The sequence below is a fragment of the Sphaerotilus natans genome (assembly GCF_900156335.1).
GTDB lineage: Bacteria > Pseudomonadota > Gammaproteobacteria > Burkholderiales > Burkholderiaceae_C > Sphaerotilus > Sphaerotilus natans.
Window position 1 is genome coordinate 16,368 of the sequence record NZ_FTMZ01000024.1, and the last position, 15,833, is coordinate 32,200.

Genomic DNA, 15,833 nt, shown 5'->3' on the forward strand with positions numbered 1-15,833 from the left:
AGAATGGGCAGGAAGTCACAGCCCATTTGCCTCAGGAGCCCCGCCCATGAGTGTCATCATCGTCGACGACGACCCCGACGGCCTGCGCCGCACGCTGCACATCATCTACGCGCTGCATGCCTTCGGCCTCGGCCTGGGGGCCTTCGGTGCGGCCAGCGTGGTCGGCTCCTTCCTGTTCGGCTGGCCCTCGATCATCGCGGTGGTGCTGAGCTACATCCACCGCGACAAGGTGCGCGGCACCTGGATGGCCTCGCATGTCGACTGGGTGATCCGCACCTTCTGGATCGCGCTGGCCTGGACACTGGTGGTGCTGCTGCTGTCGGTGCCGCTGATGCCGCTGCTGGTCGGCTTCGCGACGCTGCCGCTGGGCATGTTCCTGCTCGGCGTCTGGGCGATCTACCGCATCGCGCGCGGCTGGCTGCGCCTCAAGGACGGCGAGGCGATGCCGCAGGAATGAGCGCCGCAGCGGCGACGCCGGCCTGGCCGCGCTGCTGCAGCCAGGCGAGCCGGGCCGCCAGCCGCTCGCGCCGGCCAGGCCGGTCCGCCCCCATCCACCCGGTCCAGGCGACGACGAACAGCGCACGCGCCTCGATGCAGGCGTCCAGCAGCGCCGTGTCGATCGGCGGTCCCTGCTCGCACCAGCCGGCCAGCGCCGCTTCAGCCCAGGCCTGCTCCGGGCCACCAAAGATCCGGCCCGCACCGACCAGACCGGCCAGATCCCACTCGAGCGGGCCGCGGCAGGCGTCCTCCCAGTCGAGCCAGACGCTGGCCGCCGGATCAGCCCGCAGCGCACGCGCATTGTTGACCTGCGCATCGCCGTGCAGCCACTGCAGCGGCGCTGGGTGAGCTCGCAGCGCACGCGCCAGCGTGTCCAGCCGGGCCAGCAGGTCGGCGCGCGCCTCGTCCGGCGCGGCGGCCAGCAGGCGCCGGGCCTCGTCGAGCGGTGCCCAGGGTTCAGGCGCGGCCTGCCCCGGCACCAGCGCAGCCGGCAGGGTCGCCAGCACCGTGTGGCAGGCCGCCAGCGCACGCCCGGCCTGATGTGGATCAGGCGGCTGCAGCCCCAGGTCCAGCCCGCGCCACAGCGTGATGCGCCAGCCGGCCTCCTGGTGCGGCCCGGCCAGCTCGCCCGGCGCGGGCGCGCCGACCGGCGCCCCGCCCGCCTGCAGCGCCCGCGCCAGCGCGACCTCGCGCCGGGCCCAGGCCGGATCGGCGCGCGGCCCGGCGGTGCCGGTGGCCACCCGCGCGACCCAGGGCGTCGGCGCCAGCGCCAGCACGAGGTTCGAGAAGCGCCCGATCACCCGCGGCCGCACCTCGCCCAGCCCGAGACGCCGCGCCAGTGCCCGGCAGGCGGCCGAGACGTCGGCCTCGACCCCGGCGGCGCTCGCCTCAGTCACCGGCCACGCCCCGCCCGTCCTTCTCCAGCGACAGCGCGTTGATGCAGTAGCGCAGCCCCGAGGGCGGCGGACCATCCGGGAAGACATGGCCGAGGTGCGCATCGCAGACCGCGCAGGTGACCTCGACGCGCACCATGCCGTGCGACTCGTCGACATGACTGGCCACCGCGCGGCCGTCGACCGGCTGGGTGAAGGACGGCCAGCCGGTGCCGCTGTCGAACTTCTCGCCGGCGTCGAACAGCGGCGTGCCGCAGCAGGCGCAGTGGTAGCGCCCGGGCGTGAACAGGCCGCACATCGACGAGCTGAACGGCCGCTCGGTGCCCTTGCGGCGGGTGACGAAGTACTGCTCGGGCGTCAGCCGCGCCTGCCAGAAGGCCGGCTCGCGCTCGACGCGGCGCGGCGGCGCGACATTGCCCTCGCGGGCGCGGCGCAGCACCTCGCGCCAGTCGATCAGCGGCGCCGGCTCGGGCCGGCCCGGCTGCGGCAGGCGCCAGTTGGGCCGCACCCAGTGGCAGGTGTAGCCGTCCGGATAATGCTGCAGATAGTCCTGATGCTCCGGCTCGGCCTGCCAGAAGGGGCCGGCGGCCTTCAGCTCGGTCACCACCGGGCCGGGCCAGCGGCCCGACGCGTTCACCTCGGCGACGAGACGCTCGGCGGTCTGGCGCTGCGCCTCGCTCAGCCAGTAGATGCCGGAGCGGTAGGACGGGCCGCGGTCATTGCCCTGGCGATCCGGCGTCGTCGGATCGTGGATCTGGAAAAAGAACTCCAGCAGCGCGCGGTAGCTCAGGCGCGACGGGTCGAAGACGATCTCGATCGCCTCGGCATGCGTGCCGTGGCGGCGGTAGGTGGCGTGGGGCACGTCGCCGCCGCTGTAGCCCACGCGGGTCGAGACGACGCCGGGCAGATGGCGGATCAGCTCCTGCATGCCCCAGAAGCAGCCGCCGGCGAGGATGGCGGTTTCAGTGGAGGCGGGGGTGTTCATCGGCGGGATTCCTTCGCGTGAGCGCATGACGGACAGGCCCCGAGCGTAGCCAAGGCCGCCCGCGCCTGCGGGGCACAAGGGTTCTTCCGGGCTTACAGCAAGGTCTCGACCTCAAATCCGACGATGTTGCGGTCGGTCTTGCTGAACTCCACGCCGATCAGGTGGATCGGCTCGCCGCGCGCCCGGTACTTGTCGGCGTAGCCCCGTGATTGAATCTGCGCCAGGGCCCGGCCCTCGGGCACCAGCTCGACGACCTTGAACTCGAACAACCACACCGCGCAGGCGAACAGCACCGTCATGTCGATGCGGCCCTTGTTCGTCGCGTCCTCGACGACGATGTCGAGGCCCAGCGCGGCGAAGTGGCTGTAGAAGATGCTGGCCCAGTAGCCCTCGAACCGGGCAATCGGGCTGTTGCGGTACCAGTCGTTCGGGATGCTGGCGAAGAAGGCGTGGAACAGCTCGCGCAGCGCCGCCGTGTCGCCCTGGCGCAGCACCTCGACCAGCCGGATGCGCGCGTCGAACGAGGGCCGCTCCGGCACGCCGTGGCCGTACAGCAGCGCGGCGTTCAGGCTCGACTCGACCTCGCGGTTCGGGTAGCCGAGCGTGTAGACCTGCTGGCCCGGCAGCGGCTCGGTCACGCCGTGCAGCGTCAGGTAGCCGGCCTGGAACAGCAGCGCCTCGGGCTCGATGCGATCGATGTCGAAGCTCGACAGCAGCGTCAGGCTGCCATGCAGCCGGCTCAGGTCGGGCGTATGGAAGCCCCGTTCGGTCAGCAACCGGACCAGGAAGGTCGGCGTACCCGTCTCGAACCAGTACGGCTGGAACTGACGGTTCTGGAACAGCAGCAGCACGTCGAACGGGTTGTAGACGCTCGTTCCGCCCCAGTTGTAGCCGTTGTACCAGCGGCGAATCTCCTCGCGATCGAGCCCCGGCAACTCGGGTGCGAAGACGGTGTCCACGTCGTGCTCGGTGTAGCCGCACAGCGCGCTGTAGTGCGGATCGAGCGTGATGTCGCGCAGATTGTTCAGGCCCGAGAACAGGCTGACCTTGCTGAACTTGCTCACCCCGGTCAGGAACACGAATCGCAGGTGCGCATCCATCTCCTTCAGCACCGAATAGAGGTTGCGCAGGCCCTCGCGCATCAGGCGCGCCGTGGCCGGCTCGGTGATGTTGTCGAGGATCGGCTTGTCGTACTCGTCGACCAGGACCACGGCCTGCTGTCCGCTGGCGGCGTGGGCACGCTCGATCAGGTCGGCCAGATGGCCGGCCACGTCGTCGACGGGAATGTCATCGGCCCGCCCCAGCCCGAGCGCCCGGAAATTGCCGCGCAGGCCGTGCTGGATGCGCTGCACCAGCCCGGCCTCGCTGCTGACCACACCACCGCCGAAGCTGATGCGGATCACCGGATGCCGCCGCGACCAGTCCCAGCGCGTCTCGGCCGCCAGTCCCGTGAACAGCGCCTGCTCGCCCTCGAACAGCGCCTTCATCGTGTCCACCAGCAGGCTCTTGCCGAAGCGGCGCGGCCGGCTCAGGAAGAAGCACTTGCCAGAGTCCACCAGATCGATGATCTGCGCCGTCTTGTCCACGTAGTAGCAGCCGCCCGAGCGGATCTCGCTCAGGGTCTGGATGCCGATCGGCAGCTTGCGCCGGGGCGGGACGGGGCGGGTGGCGTTCATGAGGCCCAAGTGTAGTGAGCAGGCGCACGCATGCCACGGGATGATTCACCCCTGCGCCCGCCCCTCCCGATGCCGCCGGATCGCCTCCAGCGAGCCGCGCCCGCCGTGCTGGATCTGGCTGAGGTCGTAGCGGTGCTCGGCGCCGACCGGACAGGCCAGTCGCGCCGCGCAGCCCGACGCGCACGGCGAGCCCTCGGTCAGCCGCTCGCGCTGGCAGGCCTCGATCTCCATGCGGCCGCTGTCGAGCGCCCGGCCGGGGCAGGCCTCGATGCAGCGCCGGTGCAGGCAGGTCGGACAGGGGTGGCCAAGATCGACGGCCGGCGACGGCGGCAGCCTGGAATCGGTGACGATGGCCGCGCGATAGGCGAACCACGAGCCCCACCGCGCATCGATGCCGACCATGAACGGCGACGCATGGTGCCAGCCGGCCAGGCTGCCCAGGCGCTGCAGCCCGACATGCCGGCCCGGCGGCAGCCCGACCGGATAGACGAAGCGCGCGCGCGTGCCCGGCAGCGCCTGGCGCAGCCAGCGCTCGACGGTGCGCACGCTGTGCTCATCGATGGGGTGCTCGGCGCCGAGCTGGCCGTCGGCCTGCTGCGCCTGCACGCAGTCCCACAATCGCCGCCCGGCATGCCCGAACAGCAGCAGCTGCGTCTCGCCAGGCGCCAGATCCAGCGGCGCGAGCAGATCGGCCGGCAGGTCGGCCAGGGCGAAGACATGCTGGCGGTTCAGGCCGGCGTCGTCGAGCAGGGCATGGAGAGGCAGGTTCGGCATGACGGGATTGTCCCGTCACTGGCGCGTGTCAGGCCGGCGCCGCCTCCGCCCGAAGCAGCGGATCGACCGCCTCCCACGGCGCCGGCGCCCTCACCTGCTGCCACATCGGGTTGAAGAGCGCCTTGTCGATCTCGGCGATCATCGTGATCATGCCCTCGTAGCCGGCGAAGGCGTGGTGGCGCTCCTGGTTGATGTCCATCCAGGGCATGCGCGCCTTCAGCGCGACGAACTGGCTGCGCCCGCCCGACAGCATGATGTCGGCCTTCGCGTCGCGCAGCATCGCGTACATCTGTCGCGGCGTCATGTCGTCGATCATGTGCGCGTCGTCGCCCATGATCTCCTTGATCTTCTCCTTGTCCTCCCGGGTCGACTTCTTCACCGAGGTGCCGACGACCTCCAGCCCGGCCTCCTGAAGCGCGCTGACGACCGACCAGCTCTTCACGCCGCCGGTGATCAGCAGCACGCGCTTGCCGGCCAGGCGCTCGCGGTAGGCGCGGATGCGCTCCCAGGCGCGCGCCTCCTCGGCGGCGATCAGCGCCTCGGTGCGGTCCTTCAGGTCGGCCGGCGCCCCCTGCTCGACCAGCAGCCGCGCGATCTCGCGCAGCGTCGTGCTCATGTCGCTGATGCCGTAGAACGAGCCCTCGAAGTACGGAATGCCCCAGCGCTGCTGCATCTTCGTGGCGATGTTGATCATCGACTTCGAGCACACCATCATGTTGGCGCGCGCGCGGTGCGCCGAGGCGACCTCGCGGTAGCGGCCGTCGCCCGAGATGCACGACAGGATGCGCACGCCCAGCGCATCGAGCAGCGGCTTGACCTGCCACAGCTCGCCCGACAGGTTGTACTCGCCGATGATGTTGATGTCGTACGGCGTGGTGCGCTCCGGCTCCATCGTGCCGACGACGTGGTCCAGCAGCGCCTCCGCGCCGAGCTTGTTGCCCAGGTTCTTCGGGCCGGCGAAGCCGGGCGCGTTGACCGGGATGACCGGCTTGCCGAACTTCTCGGCGGCGCGCCTGCACACCGCCTCGATGTCGTCGCCGATCAGGCCGGTCACGCAGGTCTGGTAGACGAAGATGGCCGGCGGGTCGACCTTGTCGACGATCTCGCGGATGGCCTTGAACAGGCGCTTCTCGGCGCCGTAGATGACGTCGAACTCGTTGATGTCGGTGGTGAAGCCGGTGCGGTAGGTCGTCGGACCGCTGCTGGCCGAATGCCGGTTGTCCCAGGAGTTGCCCTCGCAGGCGATCGGGCCGTGGACCAGGTGGGCGACGTCGACGATGGGCTGCAGCGCGATCTTGGCGCCGTCGAAGGCGCAGCCGCCGGCGGCGGCGCCCGGCGTGAGCTGCTTGGTGCAGCCCTTCTTGCGCTCCTTCTCGCTCTTGGTCTGGTTCTTGTCGCAGCCGGGCTCGTCGAAGACATCGGCGATCTTGGCCTTCAGCGAAGCGGACATGGCAAACCTCCGTGGCGAATGACAGGGCAGATGCAGCAGGTTCCGGGCCATGCACCGGCGTGTCGGGAATGGCGGGAACGCGCCAATGTCGCCCGGCGGCGCGGCGCGTCACAATCGGTTCCATGTCGTCCTCGCCCGCCCGCATTCCACCGATCCAGTGCCTGCTGACCTTCGAGGCGGTGGCGCGCCTGCGCAGCGCCACGCTGGCGGCCGACGAGCTCAGCGTCACGCCCAGCGCGGTCAGCCACCGGCTGCGCCAGCTCGAAGCGCTGGTCGGGCTGAAGCTGTTCAGCCGCCAGGACTTCGGTCTGACCACCGAGGGCGCGCACTACCTCGCGCAGGTGCGCATCGGCCTGCAGGCGCTGCGCCAGCTGCCCGGCCACAGCGCGCAGGAAAAGCGCCTGACCCGGCTGCGGCTGGCGGTGCCGCCGACCTTCTCGCGCCAGATGCTGCTGCCGCGGCTGGCGCTGTTTCGCAGCCAGTTCCCGGACGTGGAGCTGTCGATGCAGGTGGCCATCCCGCTGCTGGACGTCACCGCCGAGGAGGCCGACCTGGAGATCCGCTTCGGCGTCGGCGGCTATGCCGATGTCGAGGAGCTGCGCCTGCTCGACGACGAGATCACGCCGGTGTGCAGCCCGGACTACCTGCGTGAGAACGGCCCCTTCGACGGCTTCGACACGCTCGAGCAGGTGCAGGCCGCGCACCTGATCCGCAGCCCGCTCGAGCCCTGGGGCACCTGGTTCCGCCACTGCGGCATCGCGCTGCCGGAGCCGGACGCGGGCGCGCAGTTCAACGACGCCGGCCTGATCTTCGACGCCGCGGCAAGCGGCTTCGGCGTGTCGCTGCAGCGCCTGAAGCTGGGTGCGGCCTGGCTGGAGAGCGGCCGCGTGGTGCGGCTGTCGCGGCTGTCGGTGCGCTCGCCCAACAGCCATTTCATCTGCTGGAAGCCCGGCACGCTCAAGCGCTGGGAATGCGCCGCCTTCGTCGAGTGGCTGCGCGAGGCGCTGCGCTGACGGGCGCGCCCCCCCCCCGGCGCCTCCCGAACTTCACGTAGACAGCACCACTTAGGGGCCAACCCTGTGACCGTCACCGGGCTGAAATTTCCTCAATCCACCGGACAACAACCCTCAGCCCCGCCCAGTCGCCACGTCGATAGATTCCGCGCCAGCCCGAATTTCCAACATTCCCACCGCTCGCGCGTCAAGGACACAACGACATGGTCTGGCAACAGGTCTACGACCCCTTCCACAACATGGTTCTCTCCACGCTGGTCGCCATCATTCCGGTGGCGGTCATGCTCGTGGGGCTGGGCTTTCTTCATCTGAAGGCGCACGTCGCCGCCGCCGCCGGTCTGGCCGCCTCGATCATCGTGGCCATCTTCGGCTTCGGGATGCCGGCAGGCCTGGCCGGCAACGCCGCCTTCTACGGCGGCCTGGTCGGCCTGCTGCCGATCGGCTGGATCGTGCTCAACATCATCTTCCTGCACCGCCTGACGGAGCTGAACGGCTCGTTCAAGGTGCTGCAGGACTCGATCGCCGGCATCACGCAGGACCGCCGCCTGCAGCTGCTGCTGATCTCCTTCAGCTTCGGCGCCTTCTTCGAGGGCGCCGCGGGCTTCGGCACGCCGGTGGCGGTGACGGCCTCGATCCTGATCGGCCTGGGCTTCTCGCCGCTGGCCGCCTCGGGCCTGTCGCTGATCGCCAACACCGCACCGGTCGCCTACGGCGCGCTGGGCACGCCGGTCATCACGCTGGCCAAGGTGCACGGCTACGACCTGATGGAGGTCTCCGGCATGATCGGCCGCCAGCTGCCGCTGTTCTCGATGCTGGTGCCGTTCTGGCTGATCTGGGCCTTCGCCGGCCGCAAGGCGATGTGGGAGATCTGGCCGGCACTGCTGGTCACCGGCCTGAGCTTCGCCATCCCGCAGTTCCTGGTGTCGAACTACATCGGCCCGGAGCTGGTGGACGTGATCGCCGCGGTCAGCTCGATGGTCTGCCTGGTGCTGTTCCTGCGCGTGTGGAAGCCCAGGACCATCTGGACCTCGGTCTCGCTGAAGGGCCATGACCACGACGCGGGCGAAACCAAGGCGCCGGTCGCGCCGAAGAAGCACCCGATCGACGCCGTGCTGCGCGCCTGGCTGCCGTGGGCGATCCTGACGGTCTTCGTGTTCGTCTGGGGCCTGCCGGAAGTCAAGAAGTTCTGGAACGGCATCTGGGCGCCGGCCTTCCCGATCGAGGGTCTGCACAACCTGATCGAGAAGATGCCGCCGGTGGTGCGCGAGCCGCACAAGGAGACCGCGGTCTACACGCTGGCGCTGCTGTCGACGACCGGCACCGGCATCCTGCTGTCGGCGCTGATCGGCGGCCTGGTGATGGGCTTCGGTCCGATCGAGCTGGTGCGCACCTTCTTCAAGACCGTCTGGATGGTGCGCTACTCGCTGCTGACCATCGTGCTGATGCTCGGCCTGGGCAACGTCACCCGCTACTCGGGCACCGACACGACGCTGGGCCTGGCGTTTGCCAACACCGGCGTGCTCTACCCCTTCTTCGGCACGCTGATGGGCTGGATGGGCGTGGCGCTGACCGGCTCGGACACCGCCTCCAACGTGCTGTTCGGCGGCATGCAGAAGGTCGCGGCCGAGCAGCTGGGCCTGTCGCCCAACCTGATGGGCGCGGCCAACTCCTCGGGCGGCGTGATGGGCAAGATGATCGACGCGCAGTCCATCGTCGTGGCCTCGACCGCGACGCGCTGGTTCAACCACGAAGGCGACATCCTGCGCTATGTCTTCTTCCACTCGGTCGCGCTGGCCTGCCTGGTGGGCATCTTCGTGACGATGCAGGCGTATGTCTGGCCCTTCACGCTGATGGTCATCCACTGACCCGGAAGCGCTCGACCCGCGCGTGCAGCCGCACCGCCTCGTCCTGCAGGCTCTCGGCGGCGGCCGCGCTCTGCTCGACCAGCGCGGCGTTCTGCTGCGTCATCTGGTCGAGCTGCGACACCGACAGATTGATCTGGTCGATGCCGCTGCTCTGCTCGCCGGAGGCGACCTTGATGCTGCCGATCAGCGTCGAGACGCTCTCGACGCTGGCGACGATCTCGCGCATCGTCTGACCGGCGCTGCCCACCGAGGCGCTGCCCTGGCCGACCTTGTCGACCGAGGCGCCGATCAGCGACTTGACCTCGCGCGCGGCCGCAGCCGAGCGCTGCGCCAGATTGCGCACCTCGCCGGCCACCACCGCGAAACCGCGGCCCTGCTCTCCCGCCCGCGCAGCTTCCACCGCCGCATTCAGCGCCAGGATGTTGGTCTGGAAGGCGATGCCGTCGATCACGCCGATGATGTCGGCGATCTTGGCCGAGGCCTGGCGAATCTCGCCCATGGTGTGCTCGACCTCCTGCATCAGCTCGCCGCCGCGCTCGGCCACCCTGCGGGCGCTGCCGGCCAGCGCATCGGCCTGGGTGGCGACCTCGGCGCTCTGGCGCACCGTGCCGGCAATCTGCTCCATCGACGAGGCGGTGGCCTGCAGGCTGCTGGCGGCCTGTTCGGTGCGGTGACTCAGGTCGGTGTTGCCGGCGGCGACCTCCTGGCTGGACATCCGGATCGTGTCGCTGGCCTGGCGAACCTGCCCGACCAGCGCCCGCAGCTCGTCCTGCATCGCCTTCACCGCCTGGGCCAGATCTGCCACCTCCGAGCGCCCGCTCACCGGCACCGGCGAGGCCAGATCGCCCTCGGCGATGCGGCCGGCCACCTCGCGCAGCGCGCGCAGCGGCTGCACGATGCTGCGATGCAGCGCCCAGCCCAGCAGCACCGCCACCACGATGTTGAACACGGTGATGCCGACGAAGATCAGGTGCGCCTGCGCGATGCGGCGCTCCACCTCGGCCCCCAACGCCTTCTGGCGCTCGAGCTGCCAGGCCACCATCGCGTCGGCGACGGCGATGTACTCGGACGCCATCTTCTGGAAGGCATCGGCGCGCTCACGCACCAGCGTGTCGTCGCTGCGGGCCTCCAGCAGCGCATCACGGCCTGACAGATAGCGCTTGCGCACCTCGGCCAGACGCGCACCGATCTGCCGCCCCTGCTCGGTGGTCTCGATCTCCTCGTAGCGCTTCTGGATGACCGTGGTCCGCGCCGTGACCGCCTTGGCGGTCGCGGCGAAATAGCCGGAAATCACCCCGCTGGTGTCGAGCGCCATCGCCATCGCGCGCGAAGAGTTGGCAACGATGTTCTCGCGCCACTCGCGCGCCAGCGCCAGGCGCTCGCTCTGCTCCCCCTGCAGCTGCGCATTGGCCTGCTCGACGCCACGCAGATTGATCCAGGTGACGGCAGAGGCGACCACCATCAGCACGATCATCACCGCATAGCCCAGCGCCAGCCGGGCGCCAAGGCGCCAGTTGTCGAGGAATCCCATCGTGTCTCGCTCCGTGTGCGGCCAGCTGGCCAGATCCGGAGCGAGTGTCGGTCCTGCCCAGTATTGCGAATACGTGAACAGCGCCAGAAAAACGACTGCCAGCCCGTGTCAGCCAAGCGACATTGACGCTTGACGGTTTCCAGAGATTCAGAGCCGACGCTTCACATGTCGTCGGCCAGCGCCTCGGTGGCAATGAGCTGCTCGCGCAGCGCGCGGCGGGCACGCCAGCCGCCGGGCGCATCGAAGAGTGGATCGGCCGCGTCGACCGCCGCCATCGCGACCTCCTCGCTGCCGTAGACACGCCACTGGCCGCCGCGCGCCTGCAGCGCCGCCAGCCCGGCCTGCAGCGGACTCACCTTCTGCGCCTGGAAATGGCCGGCGCCGAGCAGGTGGTCGGCGCGGTAGAGCGGCGTGTCCCAGCCGTGCGCGTCGGCCAGGCCGCACACCGCCGGGCAGGCCTGACGCGCATCGGGCGACTCCGGCACCCGGTCGACCAGGTCGAGCAGCTCGCGCGGCGTGGCCATGTCGAACACCGCCCATTCCGGCAGCGCGTCACCGGCACAGACCTTGCGCAGGAAATCCAGCTCGCCGTAGGCGAACCAGGCGCGGGACTGTGCCAGCCCGGCCTCGGGCACCTCGACCACGAAGATCATCGCGTCTCTCCCGAAGCGGACGTCACTCGACGCCGTCGTGCAGCGCACGCTGCCAGACGGTGCGGCGCAGCCGCTCCGACACCGCCAGCGGCGAGCCGTCGAAGCGGTCGTGATGGCGGCGCAGCGCTGCCTGCGCCACCGAAGCCTCCGCCAGCGTCAGCGGCAGCCGCCCAGCCATGTGCGAGGCCAGCGGCACCTGCTGCAGGATCGCCTGGCGATTCGGATGCTCTTCGAGCGCGATGATCTCGTCGGTCTCTGGCCGACCGCCCAGACAGACCCAGCCGTCGATGACCTCGACCTGGCGACCATCGCGGGTGATCCTGACGAAAGTGGGGGCATCCATGCTGGCGGTCCCGACGTCAGCGGATGATGTCGTACGAGTAGTCGGTCTTGCCCGGGACGATGGTGTTGGCATCGAGCGTCTCGAAGAACTCGTCCAGGAACATCGTCAGCAGGCGCAGGCCGCCCTCGTAGCCCCAGGTGGGGAAGCGGTGGTAGTGGTGGCGGTCGAAGATCGGGAACACCAGGCGGATCAGCGGCGTGCCGGTGTCGCGCTCAAGGTACTTGCCGTAGGTGTTGCCGATCAGGAAGTCGACCGGCTCGGTGAACAGCAGCGAGCGCAGGTGCCAGAGGTCGCGCTTCGGGTAGACCTTGCCGCTGGCGCCGAACGGCGAGGCATCGAGCACGGCCTGGACCTTGGCCGCCCAGTCGTCGTTGCCATTGGTGGCCAGCACATGTGTCGGCTCGGCGCCGAGTTCCAGCAGGAAGCGGGTGTAGCCGACCATCTGGTCCGGATCGCCGTACAGCGCGTACTTCTTGCCATGCAGATGCGACTGGCTGTCGGCCATCGCATCGACGAGCTGACCGCGTTCGCGCTCGAGCTGCGCCGGCACCGGCGTGGCCGTCAAATGGCTGATCGCCATGATGAACTCGTCGGTGCCGGCCACACCCACCGGCGCATTCAGCACGACGACCTCCTGACCCTTCTCCTTCAGGTACTTGATCGTCTTCTCGCAGCAGAACTCCTGGAAGACGATCGTCGCCTTGGCGTTGAGCGCCTTCTCGACGTCGGCCTTGGTGGTGCCACCCTCGTACATGCGGAACTCGCCGTCGGTCGGGGTGTTCCAGACCTCCGACGGGTCGCACAGCACGGTGACGTCCGCGCCGAACAGGTCGAAGATGCGGCGCACTTCCTTCATGTTGCCGACGACGAAGCCGTCGAAGCCGCCGATGAAGTTGATCGATTCGGTCGGCACGCGGGTCAGCGGCTCGGCGGTGCCGGCCTTGCCGTCCCAGAAGTGCTTGAGCACGCCCAGCAGCGCGTTGTCGTAGCCGGTGATGTGGCTGCCGACGAAGGCCGGGGTGTGCGCGAACGGCACGTCGAAGTCGGCCGGCACCGAGCCCTTCTGCTTCGAGTTCTTGATGAAGGCGTCCAGGTCGTCGCCGATCACCTCGGCCATGCAGGTCGTCGAGACCGCGATCATGTCCGGCTTGTAGAGGCTGTAGGTGTTGGCCAGGCCGTCGATCATGTTGTTCAGGCCGCCGAACACCGCCGCGTCTTCCGTCATCGACGAGGACACGCAGCTGGTGGGCTCCTTGAAGTGGCGGCTGAAATGCGAGCGGTAGTAGGCCACGCAGCCCTGCGAGCCGTGCACGAAGCTCATCGTCCTGGCGAAGCCGTTGGCGACATAGACGGCGCCCAGCGGCTGGCAGGCCTTGGCCGGGTTGATCGTCAGCGCCTCGCGGGCGAAGTTCTTCTCCTGGTACTCCTTCGTCTTGGTCCAGTTGCGGACCTCGTCGATGCGGACCGCCGCATGGTTGAACTCGAAGGCGGTCTTGTCGGCGAACAGTTTCTGGTACTCGGGCTCACGGAACAGCAGTTCGTGGTCGAGGACCTTGGCGGCGTCTTGAGGCATGGTGGCTCTCCGGGCGATGCGTGGCGTGGCGATGCGTGGTGGGCAGTGAGGACGGCGCGCTCAGGCAGCCTGTTTCCAGGGGGCTGACTTCGCCAGGCCCCAGATCGGCGAGCTGATCGCCATGTCCATGTCGCGGGCAAAGATCGCGAAGCCGTCGTAGCCGTGGTACGGGCCCGAGTAGTCCCAGGAGTGCATCTGGCGGAAGGGCACACCCATCTTCTGGAAGACGTACTTTTCCTTGATGCCCGAGCCGATCAGGTCGGGCTGGATCTTCTCGACGAACTTCTCGAACTCATGGCCGGTCACGTCGTCGTAGATCAGCGTCGAGTCCTTGATGTAGTGGGTGGTGCGCTGGTAGTCGTCGTTGTGGCCGAACTCGTAGCCGGTGCCGACCACCTCCATGCCCAGATCCTCGTAGGCGCCGATGACATGGCGCGGGCGCAGCCCACCCACATACAGCATCACCTTCTTGCCTTCCAGGCGTGGCTTGTAGCGAGCGATCACCGCGTCGACCATCGGACGGTAGCGGGCGATGACCTCTTCGGCCTTGGCCTTGATGGTGTCGTCGAAATGGCTGGCGATCTCGCGCAGGCTCTTCTCGATCTGGGTCGGGCCGAAGAAGTTGTACTCGACCCAGGGAATGCCGTACTTCTCCTCCATGTGCCGCGAGATGTAGTTCATCGAGCGGTAGCAGTGCAGGACGTTGAGCTTGGCCTTCGGCGTGTTCTCCAGCTCGGCGAGGGTGCCGTCGCCCGACCACTGGGCGATCACGCGCAGGCCGATCTCCTCGAGCAGGATGCGGCTCGACCAGGCATCGCCGCCGATGTTGTAGTCACCGATGATGGCCACGTCGTACGGGGTCGACTCGAACTCGTGTTCCTTCCTGGTCTTGCCGTCGAAGACCCAGTCGCGGATCGCGTCGTTGGCGATGTGGTGGCCCAGCGACTGCGACACGCCGCGGAAGCCCTCGCAGCGCACCGGCACGATGGTGTGGCCGCCATGCTCCTTGGACTTCTTCTTCGACACCGCCTCGATGTCGTCGCCGATCAGGCCGATCGGGCATTCCGACTGGATCGAGATGCCCTTGTTCAGCGGGAACAGGTCCTGGATCTCGTCGATGATCTTGTCGAGCTTCTTGTCGCCACCGAAGACGATGTCCTTCTCCTGGAAATCGGAGGTGAACTGCATCGTCACGAAGGTGTCGATGCCGGTGACGCCGATGTAGTAGTTGCGGCGCGCCGCCCACGAGTACTGGCCGCAGCCGACCGGGCCGTGCGAGATGTGGATCATGTCCTTGATCGGGCCCCACACCACGCCCTTCGAGCCGGCGTAGGCGCAGCCGCGGATCGTCATCACGCCGGGCAGCGACTTGATGTTGGACTTGACGCCGCAGTCCGGCTTGCCTTCCTCGAAGGAGCCGAGGTGCTTGGCGCGGCGCTTGGCCATCTTTTCCGGATAGGCCTTCAGGACTTCATCGATCAAGGCCTTGTTGGCGGCCTTGCGGTCTTCAACCGTCATGGTCATGGTGTGGGTGCTCCAGACAGGGTGGGCGGGGCGGGTGGCGCGCCGCGCCACCCTGAACGGTTCGGGGTCTGTTCGAAATCAGCCCGTGATCAGGCCGCGAGTTCGGCAGCGGACTTGCCGACCTGGCTCTCGTCGATCGTCTTCATGATCCCGTGCTCCATGAGCAGGTCTTCGAGCTGGTCCATCGTGATCGGTGTCGGGATCGTGCCGTTGCCGGCGTTGGCGTGGACCTTCTGGGCCAGCGTGCGGTACTCCTGGGCCTGCTTGGATTCCGGCGCGTATTCCAGGACGGTCATGCGGCGCAGTTCGGCGTGCTGGACGATGTTGTCGCGCGGCACGAAGTGGATCAGCCGGCTGCCGAGCATCTTGGCCAGCGACTCGGCCAGCTCCAGCTCCTTGTCGGTCTGGCGCTCGTTGCAGACCAGGCCACCCAGGCGCACTCCGCCCGAGTTGGCGTACTTCAGGATGCCCTTGGAGATGTTGTTGGCCGCATACATGGCCATCATCTCGCCCGACATGACGATGTAGATCTCCTGGGCCTTGTTCTCGCGGATCGGCATGGCGAAGCCGCCGCAGACCACGTCGCCCAGCACGTCGTAGGAGACGTAGTCGACGCCGTCATACGCGCCGTTCTCTTCCAGGAAGTTGATCGAGGTGATCACGCCGCGGCCGGCACAGCCGACACCCGGCTCCGGGCCACCGGACTCGACACAGCGGATGTCGCGGTAGCCGATCTTCATGACGTCTTCCAGCTCCAGATCCTCCACAGAGCCGGCTTCGGCCGCGAGCGACAGGATGGTGTCCTGGGCCTTGGCGTGCAGGATCAGTCGGGTCGAGTCGGCCTTCGGGTCGCAGCCGACGATCAGGATCTTCTGACCCATCTCGGCCAGCGCGGCCAGGGTGTTCTGCGAGGTGGTGGACTTGCCGATGCCACCCTTGCCGTAGAAGGCGATCTGACGAAGCTTGGACATTTCAGTTCTCCGGTTGAGAGATTGCGAGAGAGACGTGCGAACGCCGGGATCTCCTTGCCGCCTTCGGAGCCTGTATGGGTCTTC

At 68.4% G+C, this 15,833-nt stretch carries 14 protein-coding genes and 1 pseudogene; 3 read left to right on the forward strand and 12 right to left on the reverse strand.

Annotation, left to right across the window (positions count from 1 at the left end):
* The first annotated feature begins 46 nt into the window (after positions 1–46).
* Positions 47–457: a DUF4870 family protein gene (locus BW996_RS17755; protein WP_037486216.1), complete on the forward strand. Its 411-nt coding sequence runs from the start codon at positions 47–49 to the stop codon at positions 455–457.
* On the opposite strand, the gene BW996_RS17760 is transcribed toward BW996_RS17755, so the two are convergent.
* The 6 genes and pseudogenes from BW996_RS17760 to nifE all read right to left on the reverse strand — a co-directional run bounded on the left by BW996_RS17760 (position 426) and on the right by nifE (position 6,276).
* Positions 426–1,394: a phosphotransferase enzyme family protein gene (locus BW996_RS17760; RefSeq protein WP_076459033.1), complete on the reverse strand. Its 969-nt coding sequence runs from the start codon at positions 1,392–1,394 to the stop codon at positions 426–428. The two genes, BW996_RS17755 and BW996_RS17760, sit on opposite strands and share 32 nt — an antisense overlap.
* Entirely contained in the window at positions 1,387–1,830 is a 444-nt protein-coding gene (msrB, locus tag BW996_RS21940; RefSeq protein WP_245801926.1) for a peptide-methionine (R)-S-oxide reductase MsrB, read from the reverse strand. The genes BW996_RS17760 and msrB overlap by 8 nt, the downstream gene beginning before the upstream one ends.
* Positions 1,831–1,866: 36 nt before the next feature.
* Positions 1,867–2,376: pseudogene (gene msrA, locus BW996_RS21945) on the reverse strand (peptide-methionine (S)-S-oxide reductase MsrA); the annotation flags it as partial.
* Positions 2,377–2,468: 92 nt separating this feature from the next.
* The gene (locus BW996_RS17775) at positions 2,469–4,052 is read right to left on the reverse strand and encodes a PD-(D/E)XK nuclease domain-containing ATP-binding protein (protein WP_037484031.1); all 1,584 of its coding nucleotides are present in this window, start codon (positions 4,050–4,052) and stop codon (positions 2,469–2,471) included.
* Positions 4,053–4,097: 45 nt separating this feature from the next.
* Entirely contained in the window at positions 4,098–4,826 is a 729-nt protein-coding gene (locus tag BW996_RS17780; RefSeq protein WP_037484034.1) for a hypothetical protein, read from the reverse strand.
* Between the two features lie 28 nt (positions 4,827–4,854).
* Positions 4,855–6,276 (reverse strand): nitrogenase iron-molybdenum cofactor biosynthesis protein NifE, encoded by a 1,422-nt coding sequence (gene nifE, locus BW996_RS17785; RefSeq protein ID WP_037484037.1) that lies wholly within the window; start codon positions 6,274–6,276, stop codon positions 4,855–4,857.
* A gap of 122 nt (positions 6,277–6,398) precedes the next feature.
* Between nifE and BW996_RS17790 the strand changes: the two genes are divergently transcribed.
* Both BW996_RS17790 and BW996_RS17795 read left to right on the forward strand, forming a co-directional pair.
* Positions 6,399–7,289, forward strand: a complete 891-nt coding sequence (locus BW996_RS17790; RefSeq protein WP_037484039.1) for a LysR substrate-binding domain-containing protein — start codon at positions 6,399–6,401, stop codon at positions 7,287–7,289.
* Positions 7,290–7,492: 203 nt separating this feature from the next.
* Positions 7,493–9,154 (forward strand): L-lactate permease, encoded by a 1,662-nt coding sequence (locus BW996_RS17795; RefSeq protein WP_037484041.1) that lies wholly within the window; start codon positions 7,493–7,495, stop codon positions 9,152–9,154.
* On the opposite strand, the gene BW996_RS17800 is transcribed toward BW996_RS17795, so the two are convergent.
* The 6 genes from BW996_RS17800 to nifH form a co-directional block, all read right to left on the reverse strand.
* Complete coding sequence (locus BW996_RS17800; protein ID WP_076459034.1) at positions 9,144–10,685, reverse strand: methyl-accepting chemotaxis protein; 1,542 nt, start codon at positions 10,683–10,685, stop codon at positions 9,144–9,146. The two genes, BW996_RS17795 and BW996_RS17800, sit on opposite strands and share 11 nt — an antisense overlap.
* A gap of 161 nt (positions 10,686–10,846) precedes the next feature.
* Positions 10,847–11,338, reverse strand: a complete 492-nt coding sequence (locus BW996_RS17805) for a hypothetical protein (protein WP_037482879.1) — start codon at positions 11,336–11,338, stop codon at positions 10,847–10,849.
* Positions 11,339–11,360: 22 nt separating this feature from the next.
* Positions 11,361–11,681 carry a hypothetical protein gene (locus BW996_RS17810; RefSeq protein ID WP_037482875.1) on the reverse strand — a complete coding sequence of 107 codons (321 nt, stop codon included), beginning with the start codon at positions 11,679–11,681 and terminating at the stop codon, positions 11,361–11,363.
* 16 nt (positions 11,682–11,697) lie between these two features.
* Positions 11,698–13,254: a nitrogenase molybdenum-iron protein subunit beta gene (nifK, locus tag BW996_RS17815; protein ID WP_037482874.1), complete on the reverse strand. Its 1,557-nt coding sequence runs from the start codon at positions 13,252–13,254 to the stop codon at positions 11,698–11,700.
* A 60-nt stretch (positions 13,255–13,314) separates the two neighbouring features.
* Positions 13,315–14,778, reverse strand: coding sequence for a nitrogenase molybdenum-iron protein alpha chain (gene nifD / locus BW996_RS17820; protein ID WP_037482873.1), 1,464 nt, complete (start codon positions 14,776–14,778; stop codon positions 13,315–13,317).
* An 89-nt stretch (positions 14,779–14,867) separates the two neighbouring features.
* Positions 14,868–15,749: a nitrogenase iron protein gene (nifH, locus tag BW996_RS17825; protein ID WP_037482871.1), complete on the reverse strand. Its 882-nt coding sequence runs from the start codon at positions 15,747–15,749 to the stop codon at positions 14,868–14,870.
* Positions 15,750–15,833 lie beyond the last annotated feature (84 nt).

Bases quoted from the DNA above. Each gene is read 5' to 3' on its own strand.
- BW996_RS17755 (WP_037486216.1), top strand. From the start codon at position 47: ATGAGTGTCATCATCGTCGACGACGACCCCGACGGCCTGCGCCGCACG.
- BW996_RS17775 (WP_037484031.1), bottom strand. From the start codon at position 4,052: ATGAACGCCACCCGCCCCGTCCCGCCCCGGCGCAAGCTGCCGATCGGC.
- BW996_RS17780 (WP_037484034.1), bottom strand. From the start codon at position 4,826: ATGCCGAACCTGCCTCTCCATGCCCTGCTCGACGACGCCGGCCTGAAC.
- nifE (WP_037484037.1), bottom strand. From the start codon at position 6,276: ATGTCCGCTTCGCTGAAGGCCAAGATCGCCGATGTCTTCGACGAGCCC.
- BW996_RS17790 (WP_037484039.1), top strand. From the start codon at position 6,399: ATGTCGTCCTCGCCCGCCCGCATTCCACCGATCCAGTGCCTGCTGACC.
- BW996_RS17795 (WP_037484041.1), top strand. From the start codon at position 7,493: ATGGTCTGGCAACAGGTCTACGACCCCTTCCACAACATGGTTCTCTCC.
- BW996_RS17800 (WP_076459034.1), bottom strand. From the start codon at position 10,685: ATGGGATTCCTCGACAACTGGCGCCTTGGCGCCCGGCTGGCGCTGGGC.
- BW996_RS17805 (WP_037482879.1), bottom strand. From the start codon at position 11,338: ATGATCTTCGTGGTCGAGGTGCCCGAGGCCGGGCTGGCACAGTCCCGC.
- BW996_RS17810 (WP_037482875.1), bottom strand. From the start codon at position 11,681: ATGGATGCCCCCACTTTCGTCAGGATCACCCGCGATGGTCGCCAGGTC.
- nifK (WP_037482874.1), bottom strand. From the start codon at position 13,254: ATGCCTCAAGACGCCGCCAAGGTCCTCGACCACGAACTGCTGTTCCGT.
- nifD (WP_037482873.1), bottom strand. From the start codon at position 14,778: ATGACCATGACGGTTGAAGACCGCAAGGCCGCCAACAAGGCCTTGATC.
- nifH (WP_037482871.1), bottom strand. From the start codon at position 15,749: ATGTCCAAGCTTCGTCAGATCGCCTTCTACGGCAAGGGTGGCATCGGC.